This window comes from Spiroplasma endosymbiont of Tipula paludosa (genome assembly GCF_964264785.1).
Lineage (GTDB): Bacteria > Bacillota_I > Bacilli_A > Mycoplasmatales > Nriv7 > Nriv7.
In genome coordinates this window covers 170,054-189,453 of sequence record NZ_OZ183484.1, presented here as the reverse complement: position 1 = coordinate 189,453, position 19,400 = coordinate 170,054, and the positions used below count along the sequence as shown (strand labels likewise).

At 26.2% G+C, this 19,400-nt stretch carries 19 protein-coding genes, 1 tRNA gene and 1 pseudogene; 9 read left to right on the top strand and 12 right to left on the bottom strand.

Going from position 1 to position 19,400, the window contains the following annotated elements; all coding sequences use genetic code 4:
* Window positions 1–95: 95 nt before the first annotated feature.
* The 4 genes from tpiA to ACFEL5_RS01055 are packed head-to-tail and all read left to right on the top strand — an operon-like array spanning window position 96 to window position 4,774.
* Window positions 96–833, top strand: a complete 738-nt coding sequence (tpiA, locus tag ACFEL5_RS01070; protein WP_342190066.1) for a triose-phosphate isomerase — start codon at window positions 96–98, stop codon at window positions 831–833.
* A gap of 26 nt (window positions 834–859) precedes the next feature.
* Window positions 860–1,678: a Cof-type HAD-IIB family hydrolase gene (locus ACFEL5_RS01065; RefSeq protein WP_375315494.1), complete on the top strand. Its 819-nt coding sequence runs from the start codon at window positions 860–862 to the stop codon at window positions 1,676–1,678.
* Window positions 1,679–1,710: 32 nt separating this feature from the next.
* On the top strand, window positions 1,711–3,243 hold the full coding sequence (gene gpmI / locus ACFEL5_RS01060; protein WP_375315493.1) for a 2,3-bisphosphoglycerate-independent phosphoglycerate mutase: 1,533 nt from the start codon (window positions 1,711–1,713) through the stop codon (window positions 3,241–3,243).
* Window positions 3,244–3,268: 25 nt separating this feature from the next.
* Complete coding sequence (locus ACFEL5_RS01055; RefSeq protein ID WP_338967051.1) at window positions 3,269–4,774, top strand: dicarboxylate/amino acid:cation symporter; 1,506 nt, start codon at window positions 3,269–3,271, stop codon at window positions 4,772–4,774.
* A gap of 237 nt (window positions 4,775–5,011) precedes the next feature.
* Here ACFEL5_RS01055 and ACFEL5_RS01050 read toward each other — a convergent pair whose 3' ends face one another.
* The 4 genes from ACFEL5_RS01050 to ACFEL5_RS01035 form a co-directional block, all read right to left on the bottom strand.
* On the bottom strand, window positions 5,012–5,377 hold the full coding sequence (locus tag ACFEL5_RS01050; RefSeq protein ID WP_342224590.1) for a transposase family protein: 366 nt from the start codon (window positions 5,375–5,377) through the stop codon (window positions 5,012–5,014).
* A 181-nt stretch (window positions 5,378–5,558) separates the two neighbouring features.
* Window positions 5,559–5,720: a hypothetical protein gene (locus ACFEL5_RS01045; RefSeq protein WP_375315492.1), complete on the bottom strand. Its 162-nt coding sequence runs from the start codon at window positions 5,718–5,720 to the stop codon at window positions 5,559–5,561.
* Window positions 5,721–5,770: 50 nt separating this feature from the next.
* Window positions 5,771–5,974, bottom strand: a complete 204-nt coding sequence (locus ACFEL5_RS01040; protein ID WP_375315491.1) for a hypothetical protein — start codon at window positions 5,972–5,974, stop codon at window positions 5,771–5,773.
* Window positions 5,975–7,527: 1,553 nt separating this feature from the next.
* The gene (locus ACFEL5_RS01035; protein ID WP_375315490.1) at window positions 7,528–7,668 is read right to left on the bottom strand and encodes a hypothetical protein; all 141 of its coding nucleotides are present in this window, start codon (window positions 7,666–7,668) and stop codon (window positions 7,528–7,530) included.
* 296 nt (window positions 7,669–7,964) lie between these two features.
* Here ACFEL5_RS01035 and ACFEL5_RS01030 point away from each other — a divergent pair, with 296 nt between their 5' ends.
* The gene (locus ACFEL5_RS01030; RefSeq protein ID WP_375315019.1) at window positions 7,965–8,357 is read left to right on the top strand and encodes a transposase family protein; all 393 of its coding nucleotides are present in this window, start codon (window positions 7,965–7,967) and stop codon (window positions 8,355–8,357) included.
* Between the two features lie 2 nt (window positions 8,358–8,359).
* On the top strand, window positions 8,360–8,782 hold the full coding sequence (locus tag ACFEL5_RS01025; RefSeq protein ID WP_342224593.1) for a transposase family protein: 423 nt from the start codon (window positions 8,360–8,362) through the stop codon (window positions 8,780–8,782).
* A gap of 43 nt (window positions 8,783–8,825) precedes the next feature.
* On the opposite strand, the gene lon is transcribed toward ACFEL5_RS01025, so the two are convergent.
* The 8 genes from lon to ACFEL5_RS00985 form a co-directional block, all read right to left on the bottom strand.
* Complete coding sequence (gene lon / locus ACFEL5_RS01020; RefSeq protein WP_338967273.1) at window positions 8,826–11,213, bottom strand: endopeptidase La; 2,388 nt, start codon at window positions 11,211–11,213, stop codon at window positions 8,826–8,828.
* A gap of 278 nt (window positions 11,214–11,491) precedes the next feature.
* Complete coding sequence (locus ACFEL5_RS01015; RefSeq protein ID WP_375315489.1) at window positions 11,492–12,364, bottom strand: IS30 family transposase; 873 nt, start codon at window positions 12,362–12,364, stop codon at window positions 11,492–11,494.
* Between the two features lie 155 nt (window positions 12,365–12,519).
* Window positions 12,520–13,800 (bottom strand): trigger factor, encoded by a 1,281-nt coding sequence (tig, locus tag ACFEL5_RS01010; protein WP_342189847.1) that lies wholly within the window; start codon window positions 13,798–13,800, stop codon window positions 12,520–12,522.
* A gap of 92 nt (window positions 13,801–13,892) precedes the next feature.
* Window positions 13,893–14,645: a DUF3196 family protein gene (locus tag ACFEL5_RS01005; protein WP_342189844.1), complete on the bottom strand. Its 753-nt coding sequence runs from the start codon at window positions 14,643–14,645 to the stop codon at window positions 13,893–13,895.
* Window positions 14,646–14,676: 31 nt separating this feature from the next.
* Window positions 14,677–14,753: transfer RNA gene (locus ACFEL5_RS01000), tRNA-Arg, on the bottom strand.
* 116 nt (window positions 14,754–14,869) lie between these two features.
* Window positions 14,870–15,814 (bottom strand): IS30 family transposase, encoded by a 945-nt coding sequence (locus ACFEL5_RS00995; protein ID WP_338966716.1) that lies wholly within the window; start codon window positions 15,812–15,814, stop codon window positions 14,870–14,872.
* A 223-nt stretch (window positions 15,815–16,037) separates the two neighbouring features.
* Window positions 16,038–16,532, bottom strand: coding sequence for a nucleoside 2-deoxyribosyltransferase (locus ACFEL5_RS00990; protein ID WP_338967282.1), 495 nt, complete (start codon window positions 16,530–16,532; stop codon window positions 16,038–16,040).
* A gap of 100 nt (window positions 16,533–16,632) precedes the next feature.
* The gene (locus ACFEL5_RS00985) at window positions 16,633–17,577 is read right to left on the bottom strand and encodes an IS30 family transposase (protein WP_342277692.1); all 945 of its coding nucleotides are present in this window, start codon (window positions 17,575–17,577) and stop codon (window positions 16,633–16,635) included.
* A 58-nt stretch (window positions 17,578–17,635) separates the two neighbouring features.
* Here ACFEL5_RS00985 and ACFEL5_RS00980 point away from each other — a divergent pair, with 58 nt between their 5' ends.
* The 3 genes and pseudogenes from ACFEL5_RS00980 to ACFEL5_RS00970 form a co-directional block, all read left to right on the top strand.
* Window positions 17,636–18,118, top strand: a complete 483-nt coding sequence (locus ACFEL5_RS00980) for a hypothetical protein (RefSeq protein ID WP_375315488.1) — start codon at window positions 17,636–17,638, stop codon at window positions 18,116–18,118.
* A gap of 80 nt (window positions 18,119–18,198) precedes the next feature.
* A complete protein-coding gene (locus ACFEL5_RS00975) occupies window positions 18,199–19,143 on the top strand; it encodes an IS30 family transposase (protein WP_338966716.1) in 945 nt (314 codons plus the stop codon).
* Window positions 19,144–19,199: 56 nt separating this feature from the next.
* A pseudogene (locus ACFEL5_RS00970) lies at window positions 19,200–19,337 on the top strand (transposase); the annotation flags it as partial.
* Between the last annotated feature and the right edge of the window lie 63 nt (window positions 19,338–19,400).

Genomic DNA, 19,400 nt, shown 5'->3' with positions numbered 1-19,400 from the left:
TTTTTATTGAAAATTGCGATTTTCTAGTGGCAGCATATCCAAAAATAGATATGTTATAATCAAAGAGGAAAACAATTAAGAAAGGAATTATTTAAATGCGTAAACCAATTATTATCGGTAATTGAAAAATGTATAAAAATATTAATGAAACAAAAGATTTTATTTTGCAAGTTGAACAGAAAATGATGAATCAGAATATTGATGTTGGAATTGCTGTTAGTTTTCCTTTATTGGAAACATCTATTCGTGAGGCTAGTAAATTAATTATTAGTGCTCAAAATTGTCATTTTGAAAATGACGGTGCATTTACGGGAGAGGTTTCCCCATTATTGTTAAAAACTATGAATGTTTCCTATGTTGTATTAGGGCATTCTGAAAGAAGAATTCTTTTTAATGAAAGTAATAAGATTATTAACAAAAAAGTTTTAAAGGCTTTAGAAAATAATTTAAAAATTATTCTTTGTTGTGGTGAAACGGAAGAAGAATATATTAATAAGCAAACAGAAGTAGTTGTTGCTCACCAATTAAAGATAGCATTAGAAAATGTTAGTGAGAAACAATTAGAACAAATTGTTATTGCTTATGAACCGGTTTGAGCTATTGGAACTGGAAAAACCGCAACAGTAGAAGTAGCACAACAAGTTTGTCAGTTTATTCGTAAAAATATAATGGAAATATATAATGTTGCTCTAAGTAATAAGATTAGAATTCAATATGGTGGTTCTGTTAAACCAGATAATATTAAAGCACTTTTAGAACAACCAGATATTGATGGAGCATTGGTTGGTGGTGCATCATTGCAAGTGGATTCATTCTTGCAATTAATTTCTTAATTAATTTCTAAGGAGTGATAAATAGTATGAATATTAAAGTAATTGCAATTGATATTGATGGCACTTTATTAACTGATAAAGGAAAAATATTAGATGATACTAGGGAGACTATTATTCAAGCGCAAGAGAAAGGCATTAAAGTTGTTTTAGCAACGGGAAGGGCACCTAGTGCAGCACTTTTATATGCTCAGCAATTAAAGTTAGATGAGTATGCGCAACATATTATTTGTTTTAATGGTTGTGTTATTTATGATTTAAAAACTAAAAAGAATATTTGAAATGCTCATTTAAATGAAGAGGATACAAAATATATTTATGAAATTATTAAAAAATATGATTTGAATTTTTGAGGTTATGGTTTAAAAAATTCTGCTTATACAAGAAAAAAATCTGTTGCGATTATGCGAGAAGCAAAAATAAATTCTAAATATAAGTTAAAGGTTTTAAATGATTGCCAAGCATTGCCAGCTTGTTATACATTAACTATTAGTTTAGATGATTTAGAGGATAAGATTTGTGAAAATTTTAAAATTGAAATTGAAGCTAATAAACGAATTAGAATAACATCGTCATCGTTAGAAAAATATCAATATTTAGAGATTATGCCAGCAAATTTTGATAAATCTAAAGCTTTAAAGTTTCTTGTGAATAAATGACATCTTAAACTAAAAAATTGTATGGCAATTGGTGATTCTTTAAATGATTATGAAATGTTACAAAAAGCTGGTTTAGGAATAATGATGAAAAATGGTTATTCAGATTTAATAAAAGTAGCAACAGATATGTGTGATAGTAATAATAAAAATGGTGTTGGTAAAGCGATACTTAAATATATTTTAAAATAATATTGATGAAAATAAGAGAAGGAAAGAGAAAGATGAGAACTAAAAATCCAATATTATTAGCAATTTTAGATGGTTTTGGCATTGCTGCTGAACAAGCTTCTAATGCCGTTACGAAAGCTAAGATGGAACATTTTAAATATTTACAAAGTACTTATCCGTCATTAGCAATTCATGCTTCAGGAAAATGAGTTGGTTTACCAGATGGACAAATGGGAAACTCGGAAGTGGGCCATTTGCATATTGGTGCGGGAAGAATTTTATATCAATCATTATCGCTAATTAATAATGCTATTGGTGATAAATCTTTTTATGAAAATCCAGCTCTGTTAGCTGCTATTTATCAAGCTAAAAGTAATAATTCTCGATTGCATATTATTGGCTTATTATCTGATGGTGGCGTTCATTCGCATATTAATCATTTATTAGCAATTTTGACAATGGCAAAAGAGCAACAGTTTAAAGATGTTTATGTGCATGCGATTTTAGATGGTCGTGATACTAAACAGGATGTTGCTAAAAAGTACTTAACAAAGTTAATGTCGGTGATGAATGAATTACAAGTTGGATATTTATCTAGTATTTCGGGAAGATATTACGCAATGGATCGTGACCAGCGATGAGAGCGAATGAAGTTAGCGTATGATGTCATTGTGCAACGGAATGGCGCTAGTTTTAGTAATCCTTTAACATATATTGATGATGAATATGCTTGTTCTCGTAATGATGAATTTATTATTCCGGCATATAATGAACAAGTTGCTGATGGTCATATTAAAGATAATGATAGTGTAATTTTTACTAATTTCCGTCCTGACCGTGCTATTCAATTAGCTGCGGCAATAACTAATCGTGAATATGTGTGAAATTCAGAAGTAGTTCGTAATAATTTATTTTTTGTAACAATGACAGAATATAGTGTTGATGTTAAAGCTAATCAAATTGCTTTTCAAAGTCAAAATGTGAATAATGGTCTTGGTGAATGAATTAGTAAGCAAGGATTAGAACAATTACGAATTGCTGAAACCGAAAAATATGCTCATGTTACTTATTTCTTTGATGGTGGCTGAGATATTATGTTTTCTGGTGAAGACCGCATATTAGTTTCTTCACCACGAGTTGCCACTTATGACTTAAAACCAGAAATGGCTGCCAACGAAGTTACTAAGGAATTAATTAGTAAAATTAAAATGCAAAAATATGATTTGATTGTTCTTAATTTTGCTAATCCTTATATGGTAGGTCATACTGGTAATTTATTAGCTACTATTAAAGCATTACAAGTAGTTGATAAATGTTTAAAAGAAATATATGAACCATTAAAATCGTTAGGGGGCATTATGGTATTAACAGCTGATCATGGTAATGCTGAAATTATGATTGATGAGACGGGTGATATTAATAAGAAACATACTTCACAATTAGTGCCGTTAGTTATTACTAAATCAGATTTAAAATTGGTAACAAATACCGATATTAGTTTAGCAAATATTGCTCCAACAATTTGTGATTTATTAGGAATTAGCATTCCTGATGAAATGACAAGTAAATCAATTATTAAAAAATAACTTTATTTTGAAGGGAGGTAAATATATGCCAGAAGATAAAAAAGTTGACATTTTAAAGGATTTTTTTAGTATTTCAACTTGACAATCGTTAGTTATTATTTTAATTTTCCTTGTTTTAGTTGTAAGTTTAGGAATTTTAGTTAAGTTAACTAAAATGCGATTTAGTTTTCGAATTTTTACTGCTATTGGTGGTGGTGTTATCTTTGCAATTGGTATTCAAGCGATATTAGGTTTTCCTAATGATGATAGTGCTACTAGTATTTGAAAGGAATTCTTAGAGGATAAAAAAACAGAAAATCCTAATTACAATCTTTGATTGCATCAAGTTATTACTTGGATAACATTGTTAAAAACTATTTTTATTAATGGAATGTTGATGTTATCTGTTCCCGTTGTATTTTTAGCAATTGCTCGGGTGGTTGCTAAGCCACATACTAGTGGTTTAGCAACAATGACAATTAAAGGCATTATTATTTTATTAATTAATGTTGCTGTTGCTTATACAGTGACATATTTAGTTGGTATGGTATTAGACATTGGTAGTGGTTTAAATTTACAACCAGAAGGAATGCGTGATGAAACTACGGTTAAGGAATTACCAGAAGTAATTAGTAACTATATGCCAGCAAATTTTATTGGGGCTTTTGTTGGGGGTGCTATTATTCCAGTAATGGTTATTGCGGCGTTAGTTGGATATGCGATTAAAAAGCAAAGCAAACGGTATGAACGAGAAATGAATACTTCAAGAGATACTTTAGAGCGCTTTTGAAAAATTGTGATGTCAATGTTAATGACTTTTATGAAGTTTATGCCCTATGCTGTAATGTCAATGGTAACAGTTGCTATTATTGGTGGTCCAATTGCCCACTTAGTAGATATTGGTAAAGTAATGGGAACAGCGTACATTGGTTTATTTATTAGTTTAGTGTGGCATACATTAACGATATTATTTTTTGGGATTAATCCCGTACAGTGATGAAAATTTGCTTGGAAACCCGTTATTCAAGGCTTTGCAACGCAATCATTTCAAGCAACAATTCCTATATCAATTGATGCCTTAAAAGATGATATGAAAATTAAAGAAGAAGCCGTAAACTTAGTATTACCATTATCTTCAACGATGGGATTAACTGGATGTGCTGGTGTTCAAGCTGGTGTTGTTTTAATGTTTGTTTATAACGGTGCTAGTAGTATTAATAGTCAATATTCAGTATGGATTTGATTTTTAATGGGATTAATTGTTACCGTTATTACTTCATTAGGAATTGCTGGTGTTCCTGGTACAGCACCATTAGTTACTGCTGGTGTTTTATCGGGGTTAGGATTTCCTACATATTATGGTACGGTATATACTTATTTGGGAGCACTAGATGGGATTCTTGATATGGGAAGAACGGCGGTTAATGTTGCTGGTGGTTTACAAGCAACAACAATTGTGGCCCGAATGCAAAATAAAATTACTGAACCGCAAATGATTCTTTTTAATTATCGGAAAAAAAATCGCCAAAAAAATAAAAATAAGATTCACTAAACGATATTTTTTTCACAAAACACACCTAAGGGTGTGTTTTTATTTACCATTTATATTAATTATAAGCGGTTTTAATTAAGAAAAAGAAAATAAAAGATTGTTTAGCAATTAATAATTGAATGTGTTTTCATATTGTGAAAAGTGAAGGCAATTTAGCAATATTAGAAATTTAATTGCTATTATTTCTTATAAGGAAGTTCTTTAATTTCTAATAATAGACTTGGTACATAACTATAACTAGCTTAATTCAAAATTATATATTCCTGAAATTAAGTTAAATCGTAATCCAAATCTTCTAATCTTATTGCGATAACGATAAACTAGTATTTTAAATCTTTTTAATCTAGCAAAAACATGTTCAATGGCAATTCTAACTTTACTTAAAAAGCTATTATATTCCTTTTTATCTGGATTTAAGGGATTATTTTTACTCTTTTTAATTGGCAATAATGTATTTTTATGAACATTTTGCAAACCTTGATAGCCTGAATCGGCAATTAATTCTAATTTTGGATTTATAAGTGTATTTGATTTTAAAAATAACTTATAATCATGAATACTGCCATAACAAAAATCTACTGAAATAATTTTATTGTTAAATAAATCAATAATTATTTGCGATTTTAATGAATGTTGCCTTTTCTTACCAGAAAATAATAATTTTAGTTTTTTTTAATTCTTTCAATTGAAATTTCTGTAGCATCAATTGCTAATAAATTATTCTTAGTAACTTTATGTTCCAATAATATCTTTTTGCCAGGTATATGAAAGTGACTATTTTTTATTAGAGTATTTTCAACTCAAAAGATATTACGAATACAACTAACATGACTAATATTATATTTTTTTGCAATAATACGATATGTACTAGACTTGGTACATAACTATAACATTTTATGCCGACTAAACTATAAAATTCATTTTTATCTTTGTATTTATCTAACATTTGTATTTCATCTAAAAAATAATTATCAAAATAGTAGATAAAATTAAAGGTTATGTACCAAGTCTACTATATTCTTTTCAGTATTCTAAAGTCATAAGTAATCTTTGCTCTATTGATAATTTATTTGGTCTACCACCAATTTGTTTTTGTTTAGCTTTAGCTTCTTTTAAAATTTCTACCATTTTCATGAAAGTTTTATATTTTATGCCTATTAGACTATAAAATTCATTTTCGTCTTTGTATTTATCTAACATTTGTACTTCACCTAGTAAATAATATTATCAAAATAGTAGATAAAATTAAAGGTTATGTACCAAGTCGGTCGCGTTTAGTTTTCTTAGGTATTGCTTTGAAGAAGTAAAACAATCAGCTAATTTATATTATTTAATTACTAAACTAACCCTGCCTTTCTTGTTATTGTCATTTTTATTCGTTATGATTTTATCATATTATTGAATTTTTACACAACAAAAAATTATTAATTTTATTAAATTTTCACTAATTATCTAAATTTATGTTTTCTATATTTATTCGTATATACAATACTGCCCTTATTAATTCAACTATAATCATTTTTATTATTATATTTATTTCATAATGAATTTTTATATATTTCTTTTCTGATTTCTATTTCTGAATTAATATTTTCATTAATGTAATGTAATACATTTAATTTGTTTAAATTTGCCATTCTTAAATAGACTTGGTACATAACCTTTAATTTTATCTACTATTTTGATAATTATTTTTTAGATGAAATACAAATGTTAGATAAATACAAAGATAAAAATGAATTTTATAGTTTAGTCGGCATAAAATGTTATAGTTATGTACCAAGTCTAATGAAAAATTATTAATTGGTCGCGTTTAGTTTTCTTAGGTATTTTTTAAAAAAGAAAAAATAGTCATTTACTATAAATTATTTCAATATGCAAATTAAGTATATATTTCTTATGTATGATTTTTGTTGTAAAAAATTATTTTAATGTTGTTTTTATAAGCATTTTACTTAGTTTTTATAACCTTTTATTAAGAATATGTTTGTTAATATTAAATATTTTGTTTTATTAATTATTTTTCAAGTAAAAAGGTAATAAATTTTTAGTTGCTTTTCTTTCAAAATTATTCAAATCTTTACCCACCTAACAAAACTTTATGCGCCCTCAGAAAAGAAATATATAAAAAGTCATTATGAAATAAATATAATAATAAAAATGATGATAGTTGAATTAATTATAAAGGTAATGCTATAACAAATAAATATAATAGATTTAAGTAAGCAAAAATATTAGTTAAAATTTAATAAAATTAATAAGGACGCATAAAGTTTTGTTAGGTGGGTAAAGATTTGAATAAGTATTAAGACATTCAGCAATGATTGTCTTTTTATTTTATAAGGTGTTAAAAATTTGTTCTTTGAAAATTAAATACAAGTGAATTAATAATGTTGGTATGTATTAAAGCACGATAAATTGTGGGTGGTCGCCATAACCAAAAGAAGTTTACCGGTTGATAGATAACATCCTATTAGCTATAGCAATTTGTTTCGTTTTGCAATAAAAAAATGAATGGGTGGATTTCCTAAAAATATACACGCTATTAAATTAGTTCCAAGGGTAGGATGCGGATGTTAAAGTAATGTCCTTAAATCCTATGATAATAAACTCATTACTTTATTATCTGAACCAGCAAATAACAAAATTAATTATCTTAATACTGACATTGATATTCGTTATGGTATTAATATTTTTACCTTAACATTCCCCCTTTATCACAAAAGTAATATCTCTAACTACAATTTTAAAATCTATGATTTTAATGTACTTAATTCCACAGCTTTTATTGCCGACGGTTCCACCAACTCAGAATGAGATGACTTAATTCCGCCAGCAAATTGCAAATATTCCGGACGATGAATACCAACCTTTAATGATATTAGCTGCGCCATTCAAAATGCTGGTATCAAAATGATAAACTGAATGCTGACAGCTTCACAAGTAATTACCATTTTACGACCATTAACAATTATTGCAAAAGCAACAGTTAACTTTTCAACCGCTATTTTCCCAGTTTTTAAAACGGTACCAGCTTTTTACTATACCTTTCAATTTTTAATCGGTTTTGCCATCTTTCTAATGATATTAAGGATTTTCCTGTAATATATATATATATATATTAGACTTGGTACATAACCTTTAATTTTATCTACTATTTTGATAATATTATTTACTAGGTGAAGTACAAATGTTAGATAAATACAAAGACGAAAATGAATTTTATAGTCTAATAGGCATAAAATATAAAACTTTCATGAAAATGGTAGAAATTTTAAAAGAAGCTAAAGCTAAACAAAAACAAATTGGTGGTAGACCAAATAAATTATCAATAGAGCAAAGATTACTTATGACTTTAGAATACTGAAAAGAATATAGTACATATCGTATTATTGCAAAAAAATATAATATTAGTCATGTTAGTTGTATTCGTAATATCTTTTGAGTTGAAAATACTCTAATAAAAAATAGTCACTTTCATATACCTGGCAAAAAGATATTATTGGAACATAAAGTTACTAATAATAATTTATTAGCAATTGATGCTACAGAAATTCCAATTGAAAGAATTAAAAAAAACTAAAATTATTATTTTCTGGTAAGAAAAGGCAACATTCATTAAAATCACAAATAATTATTGATTTATTTAACAATAAAATTATTTCAGTAGATTTTTGTTATGGCAGTATTCATGATTATAAGTTATTTTTAAAATCAAATACACTTATAAATCCAAAATTAGAATTAATTGCCGATTCAGGCTATCAAGGTTTGCAAAATGTTCATAAAAATACATTATTGCCAATTAAAAAGAGTAAAAATAATCCCTTAAATCCAGATAAAAAGGAATATAATAGCTTTTTAAGTAAAGTTAGAATTGCCATTGAACATGTTTTTGCTAGATTAAAAAGATTTAAAATACTAGTTTATCGTTATCGCAATAAGATTAGAAGATTTGGATTACGATTTAACTTAATTTCAGGAATATATAATTTTGAATTAAGCTAGTTATAGTTATGTACCAAGTCTATAGTATTAATTATCTTCATAATTAAGCAGCAACTGCTACAGCATCAGTAATAACATCAGTGGATGTTATTGTTGAATTAGAATTAAAAATAAAGTCATATACTTCTTCATAATGTTTAATCGGAATAATTTTTAATTCATTTAACACCTCGTTAGGAATATCATCTAAATCTTTCATATTTTTATCAGGTATTAAAATTGTACTAATCCCACTGCGATGAGCAGAAATTGATTTTTCTTTTAAACCACCAATCGGTAAAACATTCCCTCGTAAAGTTATTTCCCCAGTCATTCCAACATCACTAGATACAGGTCTTTTAGTTAAAGCAGAAATTATTGCTGTTGTTATTGTAATCCCCGCTGAAGGTCCATCTTTAGGTACTGCCCCTTCAGGAACATGAATATGAATATCATTATTACTAAAAAACTTGGAATCAATATTAAACTTCTTACTATTAGCTTTTAAATAATCCAAAGCAATATTTGCTGATTCCTTCATAACATCACCTAAAGTTCCTGTTAAAACTAACTGTCCTTTACCTGAAAAGAAATTTACTTCCATTGAAAGAATATCGCCACCAAAAGCAGTATATGCTAAACCAGTAGCAACACCAATTTGGGCTGTTCCTTCTTTTTCAGTATATTCAAACTTATGTTTACCTAGATATTGCTTAACCTTTTCAATATTCACTAATTCATCACTTAAATGTTTAGCTAAATAACGAACAATAAACTTTCTCGCAATTTGATGCAAATATCGCTCTAACTGTCGTACACCAGCTTCACGAGTATAATATTTAATAATTTCTTTAATTGCACCATCTTCAAATTTTAATAACTGCTCATTTAAACCATTACCTTGCAATACTTTAGCAATTAAATGATTTTTAGCAATTTCCATTTTTTCAATTTCTGTGTAAGATGATAATTGAATAATTTCCATTCGGTCTAATAATGGTTCGGGAATATCTTCCATATAGTTAGCCGTAGCAATAAACATTACTTTTGATAAATCATAATTTTCTTCTAAGTAATGATCAGAAAACTCAAAATTTTGTTCTGGGTCTAATACTTCCAACATCGCACTAGCAGGGTCACCACGATAATCATTAGCCATCTTATCAATTTCATCAAGCAAAAATAAAGGATTAATACTTTTAGCTCGTTTCATTGATTGGATTATTCTTCCTGGCATTGAACCAATATATGTTTTTCGATGACCACGAATTTCTGATTCATCACGAACACCACCTAATGATAACTTCACAAAACTTCTTCCTGTTGCTTCAGCAATTGACTTAGCAAGTGAAGTTTTTCCTACTCCGGGAGGACCTACTAAACAAATAATTTGCCCTTTTAATGATTTAGTCATTTGTTTAACAGCTAAATGTTCAATAATTCGTTCTTTAACTTTTTCCAAACCATAATGATATTTATCTAAAGTTTGTAAAGCAAATGGTAAATCCTCAATTTCTTCCTTTTCTTCATGTCAAGGAATCGCCATTACCCAATCAATGTATGTTCTAATAATATTAGCTTCACTTGATGCTTGTGGCATCATTTCATAACGATTAATTTCTTCCTTAACACGAACTTTAATATTCTCAGGAAATGGTTCTTTTTGAAGACGATCTAAATATTTCTTCATCTCATTACTATCGTCATCAATTTCACCTAATTCTTCTTTAATTGCTTCAAGTTTTTCTCGTAAATAAAATTTCTTTTGCTGTTCATCAATTCTAACTTTAATTCTTTCAGAAATATTTTGATCAATTTCACCAGTTTGCTTGCGACTATTAACATTATCAACTAAAAGATTCAAGCGTTGTTCAACATTCAACTCTTCTAAAATAGCTTGTTTTTTATCTAACGGTAAAAAAGGTAAAAACTGTGCTAATGTATCAATTACTTCTCCAGGACTACTATTAATATTTACCTTAATCTCTTGTAAGACATCTTCAGGAAGACCTTCTTGCATTTCCAATAATCCTGTTAAATTATTAGTAATTTTTTGAACTAATTCTTCAACACTACCTTCATGATTTGATTCTAAAACCTCAATATCACTTTCATAATAAGTACCATTATCTTTTAAATTCAGTAATTTAACCCGATTAAGTGACTTAAAATTAACCGTAAACGAACCTTCTTCTCAAACTTTTTTTATTTTTAAATTAGCAATAACTCCAACATCAAATATTTCATCAATTGTTGGTTCATCATCTAAAGGTTTTTTTTGTGATACTAAAATAACTTGATTATCAAAATTATCCTTAGCCACTTCAATAGTCTTTAATGATTTATTACGACCAATTTCTAAAACCTGCTCAAATCCGGGATAAATATAACTACCTCGTGTAACCAAAACCGGAATATTTTCCAAAGACTTTATTTGTTCTTTATCTATCATTATGATACCTCCATAAAACAGATTTACTTAATTATATGCCAAATTGTAAAGTTAAGTGCAACTAAATTATTTTTCTAACCAAATATTCGATTGGCGAAAGATAATTTAGTATTTTTCTTGGTCTTTGGTTTAAAGACAAGACTTGGTACATAACCTTTAATTTTATCTACTATTTTGATAATTATTTTTTAGATGAAATACAAATGTTAGATAAATACAAAGATAAAAATGAATTTTATAGTTTAGTCGGCATAAAATGTTATAGTTATGTACCAAGTCTACAATATAAATTTATGAACTGCATTTTTAGTAGTGTTTGAAAAATTAAATTTTTTAGGAAATTTTTCTCTAATTAAACCATTAGTATTTTCATTAGTACCTCTTTGTCAAGGTGAATATGCATCAGCAAAATAAATTTTCACATTTAAATTTTTTTCAAGTTGTTGTCAATTAGCAAATTCTTTACCCCTATCAAATGTTATAGTCTTAACAAGATTATTTGGAAGAATTGATAAATAATGACTAATATTTTTGTTAATAACTTTAGTAGTTCTATTTTCAACTAATATTGCTAAAGTAAATCTTGATGTTCTTTCAACTAAAGTTATTAAACATGATTTACTTTTACCTCGTGATGATACTACAGTATCACCTTCTCAATGGCCAAGAGTTATGCGATTATTAACATTTCGTTCTTTAATGGATTTACCATTAAATTTACCCCGATTTTCTTGAGATTTTCGTTTCTTACCTTTTCTTCTTAAATTTTTACTAGTAACCTTTTCAAGTAATCCAGAATAAATTCAATTGTAAATTGTTTTAAAACTAATAATTCATTCTTGATGAAAATTTTTAATTCTGCCATAAATTTGTTCAGGCGATCAACCTAATAATAATTTTTGTTGTACATATTTTACTAATTCTCTATTTTTAAATTTATGAAAATAAACATGTAATTGTTTTCTATTTTCTGCTTTATTTTGTGCAATTAATGAAAAATAATGATTATTATCTTTATTTCTATTAACTTCTCGATTAATAGTACTAATACTTCGATTAAGATTTTTAGCTATTTCACTAATTTTTACTTTAAATTTCAATTGATTCTCAATATAAATTCTTTCATCTATGCCAAGATGTTTGTATCCCATATAAAAACTCCTTAAATTTACTTTTTCTAAAATAAACTTAGCATCATGAAATTTTTATATGAAATCTTTTGCAATTTTATTTACTTGCACTTACAAGTATAATTCAGCATATAATAAAAATTTAGCACTTGCAATATTAAAGTGCTAAATCTATTTTATCCATTATTCTCATAAAGAAAATTTAATATCCTACGATGTTTTAAACCTTCTTCAACAATACTAGTATCCATAATTTTTTCTTTAGCTTCTTCTGGTGTCATCTTATAAAACTTAGCCAACTCAATAATTTCTTGTTCTACCTCATCATTACTAACTTGAATATTTTCTTGCTTCATAATTTCTTGTATAATTAAATAATTACTAATTTTTGCTTTAGCCTCGCCTCGGAACTCTTTTTTAATATCTAATTCAGTTAATTTAGTTAACTTTAAATATTGTTTTAAATCAATATTTTGTTCTTTTAACTTCTCCTCAAACTGACCTTGAAGATTTAATACTTCTTTATCAATAATTGATTGAGGAATATGAATCGTTGCTGTTTTAGAAATTTCTAATAATAAATTATTAATAAACTCATCTTTAATTTTTTCTTCATTTTGCTTAATCAAATTTTCTTTAATATAATCTTTTAATTGTGCTAAATCTTCAATACCATCAATATTAGCATCTTTTGCCAAATCATCATTAATTTCTGGAACAATCTTATTTTTAACTTCTTTAATCTTAACTTTAAAAGTTACTTCTTTTCCTGCTAAATCTGGTTGTAAATAATCTTTAGGAAACGATACAAGTAAATCCTTTTCTTCACCAGCCATCAATCCAATCATTTGTTCTTCAAAACCAGGAATAAACTTTTTTGAACCAATTTCTAAACTAAAATTTTCAGCTTTTCCACCAGCAAAAGGTTCGCCATCTTTAAACCCTTCAAAATCAAAAATAACAACATCACCATTAGTAATCTTATCTTCTTTAATTTCTAAAATAACTGATTTTTCTTGTAACTGACTAAGTGCTTGATTAATATCCTCATCATTAACAATATTTGCCATTTTCTCAATTTTTATATTTGTATATTTTTCAACTTTAACTTCCGGTTTTAAATCAAATTCAAAAGAAATAATATATTTTGCCATTGACAAAGTATCAATATTTCAACTTGGCTGATTAAAAGGTTGCAATGGATCATTTCGTAATAAAGCAAATTGTCACGCTTTATCAGCTGCAATATTATGAGCTTTATTTAAAATTTCTGCTTCACTTAAATATTTTTCTACCATCGCTTCTGGTACTTTGCCTTTACGAAAACCTGGTATTTGTAAACGGGCTTTCAACTTCTTTGTTACCTTTTCAATAATATCTTGTCATTCTTCTGATTCAAATTCAATAATATACTTTCCTTTATTTTCTTCAATATTTTTTTTACTTGTAAATTTCATCAAATATCCTCCTATATTTCAACTATTTAATTATACCCTTGATTAATTACTAAATGCAATTAAACTTTAGCAAATATCTCAACAATAAAATCTTAAAAAATTTGTTCTTTCTCAATTTGTAATAAAAATCTTTGGGTAAGAACAACATCAGTCTTTAAATTTTGACAAATCTGTTCTAACTTACATTCATCATCACCTTGCATAATTTGTGCTTTATAAATAATAGCACTAACTACCGCAGAAAGATCCGCCATTAATGGCAAATTAGGATACTGACTATATCAATAATTTTCTCATAAGTATCAACAAACCTGTTCTAAACTAGGATTATCATTATAAACAAAATTACTTAAAATAGTTTTAACTTTTTTAGTACATTCATCAAGATGAAATTCAGAAATCAATATCGGATTAACAAAATACTGACCATGTGTTTTTTGAACAATAAACACCCCATCAATATCTTGTCTCTTTAAAGCTATTAACAAATGCGTTTTATTTTCATTTTTAAACAAAGAATTTTTTAAATAATCTCGTAATGTTGATAATATTTTCCTAGCATTTTGCTGTTCTAAAAAATTAAATGCTACTAAATGAATTTCCTCATCAAAAGGATTATTAATAATTTCTTTAATTGTCTCTAAATCTCATTGCTTAATATTTGGTTTTTCTTTTGTTAACTGTTGAATTTCATCATAAAATTTAATAATTTGTTGTTCATATTTTTTTGGTATATAAGGTAAATCTAATTCAATTTTTAACTTAACTTTTGCTTGCTCATAGTTTTCATTAGCAATTAACTGTTCAATTTCCTTAATAAAAAAACTATAATATTTATTATTCATTAAAATTATTCACCAACATTTTTATTTTAAATGGCGCCCATGAAGAGACTTGAACTCTTGACCCTGCGCTTAGAAGGCGCATGCTCTATCCAACTGAGCTACATGGGCATATTTTATACTACATAAAAAATAATAACATTATTAGCTTTAAACTGCAATTATTTTAAATAAAATTAATAGTCAATAAATCCTTTAAATATGCCAAATTGTAAAGTTAAGTGCAACTAAATTATTTTTCTAACCAAATATTCGATTGGCGAAAGATAATTTAGTATTTTTCTTGGTCTTTGGTTTAAAGACAATATAAATTTATGAACTGCATTTTTAGTAGTGTTTGAAAAATTAAATTTTTTAGGAAATTTTTCTCTAATTAAACCATTAGTATTTTCATTAGTACCTCTTTGTCAAGGTGAATATGCATCAGCAAAATAAATTTTCACATTTAAATTTTTTTCAAGTTGTTGTCAATTAGCAAATTCTTTACCCCTATCAAATGTTATAGTCTTAACAAGATTATTTGGAAGAATTGATAAATAATGACTAATATTTTTGTTAATAACTTTAGTAGTTCTATTTTCAACTAATATTGCTAAAGTAAATCTTGATGTTCTTTCAACTAAAGTTATTAAACATGATTTACTTTTACCTCGTGATGATACTACAGTATCACCTTCTCAATGGCCAAGAGTTATGCGATTATTAACATTTCGTTCTTTAATGGATTTACCATTAAATTTACCCCGATTTTCTTGAGATTTTCGTTTCTTACCTTTTCTTCTTAAATTTTTACTAGTAACCTTTTCAAGTAATCCAGAATAAATTCAATTGTAAATTGTTTTAAAACTAATAATTCATTCTTGATGAAAATTTTTAATTCTGCCATAAATTTGTTCAGGCGATCAACCTAATAATAATTTTTGTTGTACATATTTTACTAATTCTCTATTTTTAAATTTATGAAAATAAACATGTAATTGTTTTCTATTTTCTGCTTTATTTTGTGCAATTAATGAAAAATAATGATTATTATCTTTATTTCTATTAACTTCTCGATTAATAGTACTAATACTTCGATTAAGATTTTTAGCTATTTCACTAATTTTTACTTTAAATTTCAATTGATTCTCAATATAAATTCTTTCATCTATGCCAAGATGTTTGTATCCCATATAAAAACTCCTTAAATTTACTTTTTCTAAAATAAACTTAGCATCATGAAATTTTTATATGAAATCTTTTGCAATTTTATTTACTTGCACTTACAAGTATAATTCAGCATATAAAAAAATGTTAATAAATAATTTTACAAAAATGTTGATAGAAATTATTTTTTAAATTCTATCAACATTGCTTCTTCATTTGTAAAAAGAATTAAAAATTTATTCCCTTTTACTATTTTAAAATTCCTTCAATTTCTTTAATTTTATTAATTGCTTCTTGAAAATTTTTAACCTTAAAAATTTTCTTTTTACTAATATCATTGTATTGTAAACTACCTGATATCATCTCATTAATACCATATCCAGGAATTTCCTCAACATCAATATTTGATTGATACAACCTAAAATCACTATAAACACATATTAAATATTTTTCTTCCTGCAAACACTGTTCAAAGGCAAAACCATATTCCATATATGTTCCACTATCACGGCCATCAATATCAAATATTACATATTTTGACTTTTTAATCTCTTCATAATCTTTTTTAAATATCTCGTTATTTTTTGGCGTAGCATTTTCACTATTAAAACTAAACTCAATCGGATTTAAAATTTCAAAATTATCACCTAATTGCTTTCTTAAATTTATTCCTTCTGCTTTTCTCTGATTTTGTTCTGCTTCACTAAATAATGGTCCCGCGTTATAAACAAATATTTTTTTCATTATTATTGTTCCTTTCCAAATACTTATCTTTTAATATCACTACGAAAGTAGTATTACTTTCGTAGTGATATTATATGCCAAATTGTAAAGTTAAGTGCAACTAAATTATTTTTCTAACCAAATATTCGATTGGCGAAAGATAATTTAGTATTTTTCTTGGTCTTTGGTTTAAAGACAATATAAATTTATGAACTGCATTTTTAGTAGTGTTTGAAAAATTAAATTTTTTAGGAAATTTTTCTCTAATTAAACCATTAGTATTTTCATTAGTACCTCTTTGTCAAGGTGAATATGCATCAGCAAAATAAATTTTCACATTTAAATTTTTTTCAAGTTGTTGTCAATTAGCAAATTCTTTACCCCTATCAAATGTTATAGTCTTAACAAGATTATTTGGAAGAATTGATAAATACTGACTAATATTTTTGTTAATAACTTTAGTAGTTCTATTTTCAACTAATATTGCTAAAGTAAATCTTGATGTTCTTTCAACTAAAGTTATTAAACATGATTTACTTTTACCTCGTGATGATACTACAGTATCACCTTCTCAATGGCCAAGAGTTATGCGATTATTAACATTTCGTTCTTTAATGGATTTACCATTAAATTTACCCCGATTTTCTTGAGATTTTCGTTTCTTACCTTTTCTTCTTAAATTTTTACTAGTAACCTTTTCAAGTAATCCAGAATAAATTCAATTGTAAATTGTTTTAAAACTAATAATTCATTCTTGATGAAAATTTTTAATTCTGCCATAAATTTGTTCAGGCGATCAACCTAATAATAATTTTTGTTGTACATATTTTACTAATTCTCTATTTTTAAATTTATGAAAATAAACATGTAATTGTTTTCTATTTTCTGCTTTATTTTGTGCAATTAATGAAAAATAATGATTATTATCTTTATTTCTATTAACTTCTCGATTAATAGTACTAATACTTCGATTAAGATTTTTAGCTATTTCACTAATTTTTACTTTAAATTTCAATTGATTCTCAATATAAATTCTTTCATCTATGCCAAGATGTTTGTATCCCATATAAAAACTCCTTAAATTTACTTTTTCTAAAATAAACTTAGCATCATGAAATTTTTATATGAAATCTTTTGCAATTTTATTTACTTGCACTTACAAGTATAATTCAGCATTTTTAAATAAAATAGCTCTTTTGGGACTAACAATATTACCAATAGTTGGATGTTCTAAAAAAGAAAATAAAACAATATTACCTAATGAGAATAAAACTCATCTGTTAAACTTGCCTAGTGCAAAAATAACAATAAACAAATATGCAGGTGTGCCAATTGAAAATATAGAAAATCTTTACTACTTAGATTTTTCGGAAGAAGATAAAAATGAACTCTTAAATGCACCTAAATGAATAAAAAATCAATATGGGTCTTTAAACAACGCTTACTTTTATAAAAATGACAACGGCTGAAAATCAATTCAAAAATTAGGCATAAACATAACAGATAAAATAAAATTTAAAGGAAATAAAATAAATTTAAAACTTACAAGATGAAAAAGTATAATAAAATTAATAGATATGCTGAATTATACTTGTAAGTGCAAGTAAATAAAATTGCAAAAGATTTCATATAAAAATTTCATGATGCTAAGTTTATTTTAGAAAAAGTAAATTTAAGGAGTTTTTATATGGGATACAAACATCTTGGCATAGATGAAAGAATTTATATTGAGAATCAATTGAAATTTAAAGTAAAAATTAGTGAAATAGCTAAAAATCTTAATCGAAGTATTAGTACTATTAATCGAGAAGTTAATAGAAATAAAGATAATAATCATTATTTTTCATTAATTGCACAAAATAAAGCAGAAAATAGAAAACAATTACATGTTTATTTTCATAAATTTAAAAATAGAGAATTAGTAAAATATGTACAACAAAAATTATTATTAGGTTGATCGCCTGAACAAATTTATGGCAGAATTAAAAATTTTCATCAAGAATGAATTATTAGTTTTAAAACAATTTACAATTGAATTTATTCTGGATTACTTGAAAAGGTTACTAGTAAAAATTTAAGAAGAAAAGGTAAGAAACGAAAATCTCAAGAAAATCGGGGTAAATTTAATGGTAAATCCATTAAAGAACGAAATGTTAATAATCGCATAACTCTTGGCCATTGAGAAGGTGATACTGTAGTATCATCACGAGGTAAAAGTAAATCATGTTTAATAACTTTAGTTGAAAGAACATCAAGATTTACTTTAGCAATATTAGTTGAAAATAGAACTACTAAAGTTATTAACAAAAATATTAGTCATTATTTATCAATTCTTCCAAATAATCTTGTTAAGACTATAACATTTGATAGGGGTAAAGAATTTGCTAATTGACAACAACTTGAAAAAAATTTAAATGTGAAAATTTATTTTGCTGATGCATATTCACCTTGACAAAGAGGTACTAATGAAAATACTAATGGTTTAATTAGAGAAAAATTTCCTAAAAAATTTAATTTTTCAAACACTACTAAAAATGCAGTTCATAAATTTATATTGTCTTTAAACCAAAGACCAAGAAAAATACTAAATTATCTTTCGCCAATCGAATATTTGGTTAGAAAAATAATTTAGTTGCACTTAACTTTACAATTTGGCATATTAAAATAGAAAAAATAACTTAAATAATTTTTCTTGAATATCCCCAGAAATTTAGAAAGATTATTTACACAACTAATGCGATTGAATCTGTTAATAGTCAATTAAGAAAAGTCATTAAGAATAAAAAGATTTTCCCTAATGACTCATCAGTTTTTAAAATATGGTTAAGAAATGAACGATGCCAATTCAAAATCGGGGTAGTGCGATTTCACATTTAATGATAAAATTTG